General features: G+C 40.6%; 13 protein-coding genes and 1 pseudogene. 8 read left to right on the top strand and 6 right to left on the bottom strand.

Annotated features, from left to right (window positions below):
- Positions 1–69: 69 nt before the first annotated feature.
- The 3 genes from E7T07_RS04880 to map form a co-directional block, all read right to left on the bottom strand.
- Positions 70–624, bottom strand: coding sequence for a hypothetical protein (locus E7T07_RS04880; protein WP_005819935.1), 555 nt, complete (start codon positions 622–624; stop codon positions 70–72).
- Between the two features lie 458 nt (positions 625–1,082).
- A complete protein-coding gene (glnD, locus tag E7T07_RS04875; RefSeq protein ID WP_180338715.1) occupies positions 1,083–4,025 on the bottom strand; it encodes a bifunctional uridylyltransferase/uridylyl-removing protein GlnD in 2,943 nt (980 codons plus the stop codon).
- A gap of 100 nt (positions 4,026–4,125) precedes the next feature.
- Complete coding sequence (gene map, locus E7T07_RS04870; protein WP_135709787.1) at positions 4,126–4,929, bottom strand: type I methionyl aminopeptidase; 804 nt, start codon at positions 4,927–4,929, stop codon at positions 4,126–4,128.
- Positions 4,930–5,057: 128 nt separating this feature from the next.
- Between map and erpA the strand changes: the two genes are divergently transcribed.
- The 4 genes from erpA to E7T07_RS04850 all read left to right on the top strand — a co-directional run bounded on the left by erpA (position 5,058) and on the right by E7T07_RS04850 (position 8,688).
- The gene (erpA, locus tag E7T07_RS04865) at positions 5,058–5,399 is read left to right on the top strand and encodes an iron-sulfur cluster insertion protein ErpA (protein WP_135709786.1); all 342 of its coding nucleotides are present in this window, start codon (positions 5,058–5,060) and stop codon (positions 5,397–5,399) included.
- A gap of 10 nt (positions 5,400–5,409) precedes the next feature.
- A complete protein-coding gene (locus tag E7T07_RS04860) occupies positions 5,410–5,778 on the top strand; it encodes a YacL family protein (protein WP_135709886.1) in 369 nt (122 codons plus the stop codon).
- 33 nt (positions 5,779–5,811) lie between these two features.
- Positions 5,812–8,229, top strand: coding sequence for a penicillin-binding protein 1B (gene mrcB, locus E7T07_RS04855; protein WP_135709785.1), 2,418 nt, complete (start codon positions 5,812–5,814; stop codon positions 8,227–8,229).
- Between the two features lie 102 nt (positions 8,230–8,331).
- A complete protein-coding gene (locus E7T07_RS04850; RefSeq protein ID WP_135709784.1) occupies positions 8,332–8,688 on the top strand; it encodes an MmcQ/YjbR family DNA-binding protein in 357 nt (118 codons plus the stop codon).
- Between the two features lie 65 nt (positions 8,689–8,753).
- On the opposite strand, the gene E7T07_RS04845 is transcribed toward E7T07_RS04850, so the two are convergent.
- The gene (locus E7T07_RS04845; RefSeq protein ID WP_135709783.1) at positions 8,754–9,185 is read right to left on the bottom strand and encodes an organic hydroperoxide resistance protein; all 432 of its coding nucleotides are present in this window, start codon (positions 9,183–9,185) and stop codon (positions 8,754–8,756) included.
- A gap of 117 nt (positions 9,186–9,302) precedes the next feature.
- On the opposite strand from E7T07_RS04845, the gene E7T07_RS04840 reads away from it, so the two are divergent.
- Together E7T07_RS04840 and rhuM are read left to right on the top strand one after the other, a co-directional pair.
- Entirely contained in the window at positions 9,303–10,169 is an 867-nt protein-coding gene (locus E7T07_RS04840) for an AraC family transcriptional regulator (protein ID WP_135709782.1), read from the top strand.
- Between the two features lie 74 nt (positions 10,170–10,243).
- Positions 10,244–10,363: pseudogene (gene rhuM / locus E7T07_RS04835) on the top strand (RhuM family protein); the annotation flags it as partial.
- On the opposite strand, the gene E7T07_RS04830 reads toward rhuM, so the two are convergent.
- Complete coding sequence (locus tag E7T07_RS04830; protein WP_246046148.1) at positions 10,329–10,463, bottom strand: cytochrome ubiquinol oxidase subunit I; 135 nt, start codon at positions 10,461–10,463, stop codon at positions 10,329–10,331. The pseudogene rhuM and the gene E7T07_RS04830 overlap by 35 nt on opposite strands.
- Positions 10,464–10,726: 263 nt before the next feature.
- Between E7T07_RS04830 and E7T07_RS04825 the strand changes: the two genes are divergently transcribed.
- A complete protein-coding gene (locus tag E7T07_RS04825; RefSeq protein WP_135709781.1) occupies positions 10,727–11,833 on the top strand; it encodes a metallophosphoesterase in 1,107 nt (368 codons plus the stop codon).
- Positions 11,834–11,945: 112 nt separating this feature from the next.
- Here E7T07_RS04825 and epmA read toward each other — a convergent pair whose 3' ends face one another.
- Positions 11,946–12,914: an elongation factor P--(R)-beta-lysine ligase gene (epmA, locus tag E7T07_RS04820; RefSeq protein WP_180338714.1), complete on the bottom strand. Its 969-nt coding sequence runs from the start codon at positions 12,912–12,914 to the stop codon at positions 11,946–11,948.
- 284 nt (positions 12,915–13,198) lie between these two features.
- Here epmA and frdA point away from each other — a divergent pair, with 284 nt between their 5' ends.
- The gene (gene frdA, locus E7T07_RS04815) at positions 13,199–14,995 is read left to right on the top strand and encodes a fumarate reductase (quinol) flavoprotein subunit (protein ID WP_135709779.1); all 1,797 of its coding nucleotides are present in this window, start codon (positions 13,199–13,201) and stop codon (positions 14,993–14,995) included.
- Positions 14,996–15,003 lie beyond the last annotated feature (8 nt).

Raw genomic sequence — 15,003 nt, 5'->3', positions numbered from 1 at the left:
GATGGTTTTAGTTGCTGTTATCAACTTTTAAAAAAGAAAAAGAGAGATTAAAAAATCTCTCTTTTATTTTTATAACCCTCTTAAATTTTGTAATTGATTAAAGAATCTGGATTGATCCTTTTGTTGTACATTTAATTGGTTAAATAATTTATCAATCTTTTTTAACATATTCTTATCTTGACTTCTTTGAGCAAAAAGATCACGATTTTGCTTAAAGTTATTTAACATATTTTGATAATAGTCTAAATATGCATCTAAAATTTTGGCATTATAGTTTCTATTTTCCAAAATGTCATGTAAATAAACATCATTATTTTTAAAAACTTTGTGATGTTCTTCAAACAAGTCATTAAAAGGGACAAGTTTTGAATTATCTTTAAATTGTTTGGCAATGGCATTATCATATTTTTTAGCAGCTACAATTTTTTCTAATAAACGATTTTGTTTATCTGGTAATGTTTTGGCTTTTTCTGGATAATAGTCCTTACCTTTAAATGTTAACACATAAACTGTTTGAACAATTTTTTCAGTGTTTGCTTCTGTTTCTGCTTTTGATTTAGCACTGCTTGTACTACAAGAGCAAAGAAGTATTGTTGAAAACAAAGCAATTAATAATTTTTTCATAAAAAATCTCCAAAGGTTAAAAGACTAAAAGATTAAAGTAAAAGCTTTAAGGGGTTAAAGGCTAAATTCTATCAAACCATCAAGTTATGAGATTGATTTTACTCAAAAAAAGAGCAAAATTAAAGCAAAAATCTCAAAATCTTCTAAAATGCCCCTAAAATCAATTTTAAGCCATTTTTGACTAAACTAAGGGGAAGATAAGGCTCACCCCTAAAAAGTTGCTTAGAATTGATTTGAGAGAGCCTATTTTCACTAAAATTTATTTTCAGCAGAAAAAGATCTGAAAATGATCTTTTTTTTGAAAAAAAGGCTAAAAGATCTAAATTTCTATTGTTTTGGTTAAAACTTACACTAAACTAAGGGGAAAATCTACTGATTTTGCCCTATTTTAACTAACTCCCCTTTAATTTTTTTGTGAGAAAGGCAACAGACTTAAACCTTGATACAGTATAGGTAAACTACAAACAACTTAACCGCGCTTTTAATGCTTGTTTTTCACTTTCCGTTAATGCCATGCCGTTTTTATTGGTTAACATAAAAAAGTCTTCCGCTTTTTCGCCAATGGTGCTGATTTTGGCATTCAACAAATTCAGTTCTAATTCCGCGAAAATTTGGCTGACTTCAGCCAACAACCCGACTTTATCTAAAGCAAATAATTCCATTTCTGTGCGATCCCGTCTATTGTTATCCAAAAAACGCACTTCCGTTTTTACGCTAAAATGTTGCAGTTTTTGATTGCCTAACAGACTCACCTTCGGCGTTTTTCCTGTGCGTAAGGTATCTGTCACCGCTTGTTCTAATTCACGGCGCCGATGATTTTTTAAAGCAACCCCATTCAATTCTGTCACAACAAAAGTATCCAATACGTAGCCATCTAAACTGGTACTAATTTGCGCGCTATGAATACTCAATTTCTTCGCTGCAACGGTGCCGGCGACTTTATGGAATAGTTGCACTTGATCCTGACAATACAGGAACATATCTGTCCCGCCTTGAGAAAAGCGATTACTGATTTTAACTAAAATATCCTCGGAAAAATCTGCCAACAAGGTCGCATGCCAAGCGAGCTGTTTCGGCGTGTTACGTAAAAAATAATCATCGGAACAACGCATCCATAGCGGCATGACATCGTCCATAACACCTTGAGATTGCAACAAATCCAACGCGCGTTTTTTGTTTTCTTCCACTTGTTCCGCAGTATCTAAGAGAGAATCCATCCCTTGATTAAATTGTTGACGCGTATATTCATAAAGGCCGGCAAATAACGATCGCTTCCAGTTATTCCACAGGGTGCTATTGGTGGCGCAAATATCTGCCACCGTTAAACAAATCAGCAAATCTAACCGCACTTTATTCTGCACTTGTTCCGCAAAATGCATCACCACTTCGGGATCATGAATATCGCGCCGCTGAGCTGTCACGGACATTAATAAATGCTCTTCCACAAGCCAAACCAAGGTCGCTATTTCACGATTATCAAACCCATGCAAACGGGCAAATTCTGCCACATCCACCGCCCCCAATTGAGCATGGTCGCCACCGCGCCCTTTCGCAATATCATGAAATAACGCGGCAATATAAAGTAAAGTGCGGTCAGAATTGCGAGAGAAAATGACCGAGCACAAAGGATGCTGTTCTCGCTGGCTTTCGTCTAAAAAGCTTTCCAATTTTTGCAACACACGAATCGTATGTTCATCTACCGTATATTGGTGAAAAAGATCAAATTGCATTAAGCCTTCAATCGCTTTCCATTGGGGTAAATAAGCGGTGAGCACGCCATATTTGTGCATAGGCGAAATAGCGCGCGCAATGGCATTTCGTTGATTAAATAAACGTAAAAATTTCTCTCGTGCTAAAGGAAATGAACTTAATGGCTCACTAATTTGGCTTAATGCAGAATATAATTTGCGCAAGGTTGCCGAATGAATTTCCGCTTGCGCTTGTTGAGTATAATGGGCAAATAAATCCAAAATGGTATCGGGTTGCTCCATAAAAATATGCTCATTTAAAAGCACGATTTCATGGTTTAGCAAACCAAAATGCGCATCCAAGGGGATAATATCAGTGGCTTTTATCGGGGTGAGAAAATGTTCGCGATAATGTTTGGTGAGAATATCGCTTAAACTGGAAATTTGTTGTAACGCCTGGAAAAATTGTTTCATCATTTTTTCCACGCCTTGATTTTTATCTCCGTGAAAACCAAGTAATTCCGCCACTTTAATTTGACGGTCAAATAACAGGCGATTGTCGTAACGCTTCAAAATTAAATGCAAAGCAAACCGCACTTTAAATAAAAATTGCTGGCTTTGCTGCAAACGCTCATATTCTTCAGGATAAATAAACCCCGATTGCAAAATTTCTTCCAAGGTTAAGGCATTGGTGTGGCGTAAAGCGATCCAATAAATAAGATGCAAATCCCGTAAACCGCCCGGGCTATATTTAATATCGGGTTCAAGGTTATAACTCGTATTATGATAGCGTTCATAACGCGCATTTTTTTCTTGAATTTTGGCGTTAAAAAAAGTTTCACGATCCCAAAAATCAGGCTGCCATAAAAGTGCGGTCAATTTTTCAAATAATTTTGCGTTACCGATTAACAAACGGCTTTCAAGCAAATTCGTGGCAATAGTAATATCCTGCCGCCCTTCACTGTCGCATTCCGCCAATGTCCGCACTGATGCCCCCACATCAAAGCCACAATCCCACAAAAACTGGATAAACGCACTCACTTTTTGCTCAATTTCAGGGGAATTTCTCTCTTCGCTCAAAATCAGAAAATCAAGATCCGACATCGGAAACATTTCCTTACGCCCATATCCGCCCACGGCAATTAACGCTAAATCTGAATTATCCAATTCAAACTGCGCCCAAAGCTGTTTCAGCAAATTGTCACAGAATAAAGTGCGGTCAGAAATTAACTGATTTACATCCGCTTGCAGAAAATGGGCTAACTCAGTTTGTTTGAGCGTGTCTTTTTGGAATTTGATATTTTGTGGTGTCAATAACATATTAGAATGGGAAAAAGTGGCGTTTGGTGAGCTTGTCGAACCATTAGCCACTGCGCTCGGTTTAGCTAATAAGCTATTCGAATTCAAAAAAGTGGCGCTTGGTGAGCTTGTCGAACCATTAGCCACTATGCTCGGTTTAGCTAGTTCAACTAAACGATCAAAATTTTCAGAAATCAATGCTTCTTTCTTTGCCTTAGTCCAACCCTGTATCTGTTTTTCTCTGTGATAGGCTTGCTCAATCGTCTCAAAATCTTCACAATAGACTAATTCTACAGGTAAACGCTTTCGAGTATAATTCGCACCTAAACCATTTTGGTGTTCATATATCCGTCCCTCAAGATCTCTCGTACTTCCTGTATAATAACTACCGTCCGCACATTTTAGAATATACATCCACCCTATCATTTTTACCTCATGCAGATATATTGGCGGGCTAATCAGCCGTGGTTCGACAGGCTCACCAAACGGCTAACCCTGAGCAATAAATTCTCGGTTACACATTCACCATAACACGCGAAATACGGCCGGCTTTTTCTTCTTCTTCGCGAATGGTCATCACTTCACAACCGTTGTCAGTCACCACGATTTGATGTTCATATTGTGCGCTGTGGCTACGATCTTTGGTTTTCACCGTCCAACCATCGCCCATTAAACGGGTTTCTTTTTTGCCTGCGTTAATCATTGGCTCAATGGTAAAGACCATACCTTTTTGCAAAATCACACCACCATCATCGGCGTAATAATGCAACACTTGGGGTTCGCAATGGAATTCGGTACCGATACCATGTCCGCAATATTCGCGTACCACGCTAAACCCTTGACTTTCCGTGTATTTTTGCACGGCCTTACCAATTTCATTTAAACGCACACCGGGCTTCACGGCACGTAATCCCACATAAAGGGCTTCTTGTGCTGCTTCCACGAGTTTTTTGCTGCGAATAGGTGGCTCGCCGACAATATACATTTTTGAGTTATCGCCGTAATAACCGTCTTTAATCACCGTCACATCAATATTGAGAATATCGCCGTCTTTTAAAATACGGTCATCGCTTGGAATGCCGTGACACACCACTTCGTTGATTGAAATACACGTAGCTTTTGGAAAACCGTGATAATTCAATGGAGCAGGAATGGTGCCTTGCACATTCACCATATAATCATGACAAATACGATCGAGTTCGCCTGTGCTCACCCCTGCTTTCACATAGGGTTCAATCATCACCAATACATCTTGTGCTAATCGGCAGGCTTCGCGTAATTTTACAATTTCTTCTTCGTTTCTTAATGGAATACTCATAAACTCTCCTTAAAAATGTCCGCGTATCATATCATATAAGCAGGATAGGCGAAAATATCCTTGAACGTTCTTGTGGGTTATTGGATAATAAACCGCTATTTATGACAGATTTTATAGGAAAGCACATTATGACAGATATTTCAGTTCCCCTTAATTTTACTGATGCCGCCGCAAACAAAGTGAAAGCATTAATTACAGAAGAAGAAAACGCCAATTTAAAATTACGCGTCTATATTACCGGCGGTGGCTGTAGCGGTTTCCAATACGGTTTTACTTTTGATGAAAAAGTCAACGATGGGGACTTAACCGTAGAAAACGCAGGCGTGAATTTAGTAGTTGATCCAATGAGTTTGCAATATTTAATTGGCGCAACGGTAGATTACACAGAAGGTTTAGAAGGTTCGCGTTTTGTGGTACAAAACCCAAATGCTTCCAGCACTTGTGGTTGCGGTTCATCATTTAGTATCTAATTTTCAGGCTATGGATTTCCAATTTACACACTTTCAGGGCAATGTGATGGCAAAATGTTCAATGGAACATATTGCCGTGGCAAATTGGTTTAATACAGAATTACCCCATAATTCTCAGTTAATTTCCACCGCACTTAATGCTATTCAACAAGCAAAAAAACGTCTTTGTGAACAAGAAATGACATTAATTGGCAAAGAATATAGCTTGTTTATTAATGCGGATGAAGTCATGGTCAGAGCGAATAATTTAGCCTTTACCGTTAGTGATGAACTCGAACCGGATTTTCACTATTACGATGAAGAAAGCATTGCATTTTGCGGCTTAGAAGACTTTGAGCATTTTCTTCTCGCCTATCAGGATTTTACTCATAGCCGCTAAAGTGCGGTTATTTTTTTAGGAATATGAGCAACCATGTCAGCACAAGCAAATAAAGATCATACTCACCTGACAAAACCATGGTATAAAACCTGGAAAGGTACTGCAGCAAAATTTGCCTTAACCGCAGCTGCGTTAGCGACCTTTTACGGCATTTATTTAGACGGACAAATTCGTGCCAAAATGGATGGGCAAATTTGGCGATTACCGGCGGAAGTTTATAGCCGCATTGAAAGCATCCGCGTTGAAGATAAGCTGTCACTGGAACAGATCAAGCAAATTTTACTGGATAATGACTACCGTCAAACGACCCTAATCGCCGCCCCCGGTGATTTCAAAATTGAAGATGGCACCATTGTTTTATTACGCCGTTCATTTCCATTTCCAACAGGCGCGGAACCACAACGAGTGTTACGCCTGCGTTTTGCTCAAGGTAAATTAGCCACGATTGAAGATTTGGTTACAGTCAAAACCATACCTGAATTTCGTCTCGCACCAAAACTCATTGCCATGTTGCAATCTGATGAAGATAAAGAAGAACGTTTAGCGATCCCGTTGCAACAATACCCTCGTTTATTGATTGATGCCTTAATTTTAACGGAAGATCGCCGTTTTTATGAACATGGTGGCATTAGCCCATTAGGTATTGCGCGAGCCATGTACACCAATTTCCGTGCCGGACATACAGTGCAAGGTGGAAGTACACTGACACAACAGCTCGTTAAAAACCTGTTTTTAAGTAACGAACGCTCTTTAACACGAAAAATCAACGAAGCCTTTATGGCAATCATGTTGGATTTTCGTTATGAAAAAAACACCATTTTAGAAACCTATCTCAATGAGATTTATCTTGGTCAAAATGGGGATTCGCAGATTCATGGCTTTGAACTCGCCAGCCATTTTTATTTTGGCCATTCTGTGCGCGAAATCAGTCTTGATCAAATTGCCTTATTGGTGGGTATGGTAAAAGGCCCATCCCTTTACAACCCTTGGCGCAATCCTGCTCTCGCCCTTGAACGCCGTAATGTGGTCTTGCGTTTAATGGTTGAGCATAAAATGATTGATGAAGAACTTTATCAAACCCTAAGCAAACGTCCCCTTGGCGTTCAAACCAAAGGAAATATTGCTCGCAACTACCCTGCATTTATTCAGACATTACAAAGTGAATTGCGTGAAAACTTAGGGGAACAGCGCGATAATCAATTATTAGGCGCGCGAATTTTTACAACCCTTGATCCAAACCAACAACGTTATGCAGAGCAAGCGGTCTTAAATGGCACCGCAGAATTACAGCTTCAAACGAAAAACCCTGCCTTGCAATCGGCGATGGTAATCGCTGATTACAAACATGGGGAAATCCGCGCCATTGTGGGGGGAACTCAAATCAACTACGCGGGTTTTAACCGTGCTACCATGGCACAACGTCAAATTGGTTCATTGGTCAAACCATCGGTTTATTTAACCGCACTTTCACACCCTGATAAGTTCCGTTTAAATACGCCGATTAATAACCAACCGATTACCATTACGGTAAAAGGCAGCCCACCGTGGCAACCACGCAACTATGATCGCCATTATGGCGGTTCGGTTATGTTAGTGGATGCCTTAGCGCGTTCGCTTAATATTCCGACAGTCAATATTGGGATGAAAGTGGGCTTGAAAGAAGTGATTGCCACCCAAAAAGCCATGGGTTGGGATAAAGTGAAAATCCCACATGTGCCGGCAACCTTATTGGGCTCTTATTCTATTTCGCCTTATGATGTAACGAAGCTCTATCAAACCATTGCCAATAATGGGGGAAAAATTCAGCTCACTACAATTGATACGATCGCCACTCGCCAAGGGAAGGTGTTGTATCAACATAATACGCAACCTGAACAAGTTGTACCCGCAGAAGCCGCGTACCAAACCCTTTATGCCATGCAACAAGTGGTGGAACGTGGTACGGGACGTAGTCTAATGAACGACTATGCGGATCTACATTTAGCCGGCAAAACAGGCACAACCAATGACGCTCGTGATACTTGGTTTGTGGGCGTTGATGGCGAACACGTAACAACCGTTTGGGTGGGGCGGGATGATAATGGTGACACAAAACTGACCGGGGCAAGTGGCGCGCTACACTTATATAAAAACTACCTTGCTCGCGCTAACATAAAAGCCTTTAAACCTGAAAAACCACAAGCTATCAAAATGATTGGGATTAATAGCTACGGCAGTTGGAACTGCGCAAGCCCTGTACGTAATATTCCCGTTTGGATTGATAAAAACCAAAACTTCTGTGCAGGTAGTGAACCTGTTGATGCAATAAATGAATCCCCCGCAGTGAATTCAAGCAAACCGGCGCAATCAACAGAAACACCGTCTGCGACAAAAGCTGAAAGTCTGTGGGATGTATTGGATAACAAACCTAAATCACCGTCAATCATCGAAGAAGCACAGCCGGCAAGATAATCTCGTGAAAATGTAGATACAAGGGTGGGCAAGGATGCCCACTCTACTCGACTTCTTAAGAATTAACTTTTGTGCCAATACAACATAATAGCGGATAAAACAATGAACGCATTAACACTTTCATCTTACATTCAACAGCATTATGGCATTGAGCCTGAATATCCTTGGGCGAAATACCCTGATTATGCGGTGTTTCGTCATTCGTATCATCGCAAATGGTTTGCGCTATTGATGAACATTCCTGCCCATAAACTTGGGCTGGAAAATGACGCAGAAATTTGGGTGGTTAATGTGAAAGCCAAACCTAAAGAAATCGGTTCTTTGCGAATGATGAACGGCATTTACCCTGCTTATCATATGAATAAAGAGCATTGGTTGAGCCTGAATTTAGCTGAAATAAACGATAAATTGCTCTATGAATTGATAGATGAAAGTTTTTATTTGACGGCTAAGAAATAAAAGTGCGGTCGTTTTTGCAAAAGATTTTGCGAAAATGACCGCTTGCTTTTTAATCTAAAACATCATTACAAATCAAAAGTCTGAACCACATTAACGTGCAAACGTACATCAACATTGCCGCGTGTTGCGTTGGAGTATGGGCAAACGGCGTGAGCTTTTTCGATTAAGGTTTTCGCCTCTTCCAAACTCAAGCCTTCAACGGTAATGGTAATGTCTAAATCCAAACTAAATGCACCATCTGCTTTTTGTCCAATGCCTACGCCAACGGTGGTGCTTGATTTGGTGGGTTTTAAGCCTAAACTTGGGGCAACGTGGTTCATTGCACTATCAAAGCAAGCGGCATAGCCCATTGCAAAAAGTTGTTCAGGATTAGTGCCGACTTTACCACTTTCGTTTTGAAAGCCGACTAAATCAAAGCCGATAGAGCCGTCATCTACTTGAGTACGTCCGTCACGTCCGCCGGTTGCTGTTGCTGATGTTTTGTAAAAGATTTTCATATTTAACCTCATATTATTCGTACATTATTCTGTTTTTGAATGTGGCTATTATATTGAATTGCGCTTTCAAGCTATATATAATTTCTACAAATATCTTGCCTAATTCTCCAAATTATTATGCTTTCAGATAGTCAATTTAAACGCTTGTTACAGCTTATTCCCCATAATCAAACCTATCATTCTCCGATTAAAGGGCTGGTTATTCATCATAGCGATCAGCCGTTTTCCTATGAAAATGTGATTCAAGAGCCGAGTATTTGCATTGTGATAAACGGCGAGCGTGAAGTGCGGTTGGGAGAGCAGCATTTTTTGTTTGATCCGCAACATTTTATGTTCTGCCCTGTGGATATTCCGATGTGTGGCAAGATTACTAAGGCAAGCCCCGAAGAGCCTTTTGTGGTGTTATCAATGAAAATTGATTTACAAGCGGTGAATAAAATACTGTTAGAACAAACTTTGCCAGTTGCAAAATCCGAGATAAATCCTACCGCTTTCACGCAATGGCATTTAGAGAGTGAATTGAAAAATGCCTTTGCACGTTTATTGCTCTTGCACGAAAATCCAAGTGATATAGCATTTCTTGCACCGCTTATCCAACAGGAAATCTATTACCGATTACTCAAAGGCGAGCAGGGAAACAAATTGAAACAGATGGTGAGTTTTGGTTCAAATACGCAAAAAATCGCCAAAGCGACCCAGTATTTGCAACAGTATTTTCGTGAAACGGTGCGGATAGAAACGCTGGCGGAACTATGCGGAATGTCGCTGTCGGGCTTTCATCATCACTTTAAAGAAATCACCACACTATCGCCCCTACAATACCAAAAATCCCTGCGGCTAATGGAGGCGAAACGATTGATTTTACAAGAAAATATGGCGATTGCTGAAACCGCCTACCAAGTGGGCTACGAAAGCCCCAGTCAGTTTAGCCGAGAATACAAACGTTATTTTGGTGTAGCTCCGAGTGTGCAGGTTGGGGGATAAAGGTCGGTTGTTTTATATGCTGAATGGTGCGTTAGCAAACGCACCATTCTACTACTATAAAAAACAATCACGTTTATCGAATTAGTTCTAAGCGAGCGACACAATTCCGTCAATGGGCAACCCAAACGTTGAAACAATTTTTGGTGCAAGGTTATGTGCTTAACCAAAAACGTTTGCGGGGAAAAGGTGTGGAAGCCATTCGATAAAAGCCAAAAAGCACGCCAAACCGATAGAAGTTGCAGGAAAAATAATGTGAAAAGAAACGGTAAATGCAAACTGAATACGAGCCAGCATCAACGCCGTAAGACCGAGATCCATAAAAATACCCTAAATAAGAAAAATAGGGGTAAATTGTGGGGGAATAACAACAAAGCGTGAAGATACAATTTTTGTGGGGAAAAGTATAACAGATTGGTGAAAATGGAGAATTTTTATAGGATTGTTATAAAATAGGTTTATCTTTCAATAAAAGACGGCGTTATCGCCTAAAAAACATTTGCACCGCCCCATAAACTCCCCTACACTCTCTCCGTTTTTTTTCATTTTACTCAATTAGTATGGAACTTCGTTATTATCTTATTTTTGCTGTCGTTGCTCTTGTTTTACAATTATTTCTGTTTATTTTTGACCGCACTTTGCGTTGGCTTTTTCAGCCTGTGCTAAGTAAGAAAACGCTTTCTTTGTTGTCATCCTTGTTTTTTATTGGTGCTAACGCTGTTATTTTTTTGACCATTTTCCGCGTTTATCCGCAATTTCGAGTCAGTGCCTTCATCCTTGTTTTTTTGCTGTATAACAGCTTTATTGCGTTAGGGGGATGGGCGTTATTAACCTGTTGTAAAAGGGGACAAAACGTCACAAAATTTGACCGCACTTTATTTAACGGTACTTTGCGCCTGCTCTACCCTATCGCGCTGGCAAGTTTATTCGGTTTAAGCATTTATAATGCCTATACGCCTAATGTATTACATTATCAAATTCAAATTAACAAACCCTTGCCCGCGTTGCGCATTGGTGTGGCAAGCGATTTCCATTTAGGGACATTATTTGGTGGTAAGCAAATCGATGAACTCGCGGCAATCTTTAACCGTGAAAAAGTGGATTTGATCTTATTGCCGGGGGATATTATGGACGATAATGTCAACGCCTATTTAGCGGAAAAAATGCAACCCCATTTAGCAAAATTGAAAGCACCGCTTGGGGTATATGCCACGTTGGGCAATCATGATTTCTTTGGGGATAAAATCCGCGTTGCGCAAGAAATTCGTCAAGCTGGGTTGCAGCTATTGGAAGATGAAAGTGTGGTCGTAAATCATCAATTTGTCCTTATTGGACGAAATGATGAAATGGCGGTTAATCGTCCTGAAACCAAGACCTTGCTTCAAACGGTGGATACCAAGATGCCGATTTTTTTAATGGATCATCGCCCTACTGATGTGATGAAACATAGCCAATTACCTATTGATTTACAGGTGTCAGGGCATACGCACAAGGGGCAAATTTTTCCTGCCAATTTATTTACCATATTGATGTATGATTTGGCCTATGGTTATAAACAACTTGGCAATGGGCATTATTTTGTCACTTCAGGCTATGGCTTTTGGGGAATTCCTTTACGATTAGGATCGCAATCTGAAGTATTGATTATTGATGTCATTGGAAAATAATAAAACATAAATCTTGTGCAGTACATGCTGGAATGTCTTATGGTTCGACAAGCTCACCAACCGCCATTCCAGCTTTGTGCAAGTAATAAATAACACTTTTTTTGACCGCACTTTAGGCGTTATTAATGCCAAATGACATCACGTCTTCAATTCGCTCAGCCCCCAAGGCAATCATCAATAAACGATCCACCCCCAATGCCACACCGGAGGTATTCGGCATACCTGCTTGTAACGCTGCTAATAGGCGGTAATCAATTGCGCGTTGCGGTAAACCATATTTTTCGCGCTGACAATTATCTTGTTCAAAACGGCGTAACTGCTCTTTGGCATCCGTTAATTCATGGAAACCATTGGCAAGCTCTAAGCCTTTGTAATAAAACTCAAAACGTTCCGCCACGCGGTGATCTTCTGAGCTAATTTGCGCCAATGCCGCTTGTGTTGCAGGGAAATGATAGATGGCAACCGGACGGTCTTGCCCAATCTTAGGCTCTACAATTTCACTAAATAAAAACTGCAGTAACGTATCCCGTTCTTCGTCATCATCACACATAAAATGATGCGCTCTGGCGATTTCCACTAACTTAGCTCGCTCAACAGAAAGCGGATCTACGCCGACATATTCTTGGAAAGCAAACTGATAACTCATACTTTCCGCCGCAGGACAATCTAAAATCGATTGTAATAAATCATCCACTTCGTTAATTAAGCGATACATATCAAAGTGCGGTCGATACCATTCCAACATAGTGAATTCTGGGTTATGACGGCGCCCTGCTTCTTCATTACGAAAAACTTTGCAAAGTTGGAAAATCGCCCCGGAGCCTGCGGCAAGCAAGCGTTTCATATGATATTCCGGGCTAGTATTCAACCAAAGGGTTTTAGATTGTTCGCCTTGTGGGGCAATAAATTCTGTACTAAAAGTAGACAAATGCAAATCGGTAACACCAAATTCGCTGAGTACGGGGGTTTCCACCTCTAACACGCCGCGGTCACTAAAAAATTGGCGTATTTCGCGTATAATTTTGGCGCGTTTTAACAAGTTATCAATACTGGCTGACGGTTGCCATTGCTGTTCTGACATAATGATTCTCGGCTAATAAAAATATGGCTATTTTAGTGAATCGCTGTGGGTTAATCAATTTATCTGCCCGCTCTTTACTTTTAAATTATCATTTTTCATTCAAAGAAAATCCATTTTTTGCGTTAGATCACAAAAAGCGAAATTAATTAACAAAATAATAAAAAAGGGGTAGAAATTCAGAAGATTTATAGCGAAAATAGTAGCGTGATAGAGAAGCGCGGTTGAAATACGCCGTATTTTATCATCATTTTCTTTTTTACTATTATTGATTGGAGAAAAATATCGTGCAAACTGTTAATGTCGATATTGCGATTGTGGGTGCAGGTGGTGGCGGTTTACGTGCAGCGATTGCGGCAGCGGAAGCTAACCCAAACCTAAAAATCGCTTTAGTATCAAAAGTTTATCCAATGCGTAGCCATACCGTAGCAGCAGAAGGTGGTGCGGCAGCGGTTATCAAAGATGAAGATAGCTATGACAAACACTTCCAAGACACTGTTGCCGGTGGTGACTGGTTATGTGAACAAGATGTTGTTGAATATTTCGTACAACATTCCCCTGTTGAAATGACACAATTAGAGCGTTGGGGTTGCCCTTGGTCTCGTAAAGCAGACGGTGATGTTAACGTACGCCGTTTCGGTGGTATGAAAATTGAACGTACTTGGTTCGCTGCCGATAAAACGGGCTTCCACATGCTTCATACTCTTTTCCAAACCTCAATTCAATTCCCACAAATTCAACGTTTCGATGAACACTTCGTATTAGACATCTTAGTAGATGATGGTCACGCACGTGGTTTAGTGGCAATGAATATGATGGAAGGCACATTAGTGCAAATCAACGCCAATGCGGTTGTTATCGCAACAGGTGGTGGTTGCCGTGCATTCAAATTCAACACAAACGGCGGTATCGTAACAGGTGACGGCCTTTCAATGGCATATCGTCACGGTGTTCCACTTCGTGATATGGAATTCGTTCAATATCACCCAACAGGCTTACCAAATACAGGTATCTTAATGACCGAAGGTTGTCGTGGTGAAGGTGGTATCTTGGTGAACAAAAACGGTTACCGTTACTTACAAGACTATGGTCTAGGCCCTGAAACACCAATCGGTAAACCGGAAAACAAATATATGGAATTAGGTCCACGTGACAAAGTTTCACAAGCGTTCTGGCAAGAATGGAAAAAAGGTAACACACTCAAAACCGCAAAAGGCGTTGATGTGGTTCACTTAGACCTACGTCATTTAGGTGCAGACTACTTACATGAACGTTTACCGTTTATTTGTGAATTATCAAATGCTTATGAAGGTGTTGACCCGGTTAAAGAACCAATTCCGGTACGTCCTGTTGTTCACTATACCATGGGTGGTATCGAAATTGACTTCAACAGCGAAACTCGCATCAAAGGTTTATTTGCTGTGGGTGAATGTGCATCTTCAGGTCTTCACGGTGCAAACCGTTTAGGTTCTAACTCATTGGCAGAATTAGTGGTTTTAGGTCGTGTTGCAGGTGAATACGCGGCACAACGCGCAGTTGAAGCGCAACCTGCGAACCAAAGTGCGGTTGACGCACAAGCTAAAGATGTGGTGAAACGTTTAGAAGATCTTTACAACCAAGAAGGTACTGAAAACTGGGCGGATATCCGCGAAGAAATGGGTACGGCAATGGAAGAAGGTTGTGGTATTTACCGTGATGAAGCAAGCATGCAAACTGCGGTGAATAAAATCGCTGAATTGAAAGAGCGTTATAAACGTATCCGTATCCAAGACCGTTCAAGCGTATTTAACACCAACGTGCTTTATACCGTTGAATTAGGTTACATCTTAGACGTAGCACAATCTATCGCAAACTCTGCGATTGCACGTAAAGAATCTCGCGGTGCGCACCAACGCTTAGACTACACAGAACGTGATGATGTGAACTACTTAAAACACACATTGGCGTTCTACAACGGCGACGATGCACCACGCATTGATTACAGCCCAGTGAAAATCACGAAATCGCAACCGGCGAAACGTGTTTACGGTGCTGAAGCTGAAGCTCAAGAAAAAGCAGCAAAAGAAGCTGCACAAAAGGCATAAGGAGACGC

It is taken from the genome of Actinobacillus porcinus, assembly GCF_901764995.1.
In the GTDB taxonomy this organism is placed as follows: domain Bacteria; phylum Pseudomonadota; class Gammaproteobacteria; order Enterobacterales; family Pasteurellaceae; genus Exercitatus; species Exercitatus porcinus.
This window is presented reverse-complemented; position numbering and strand designations above follow the sequence as displayed.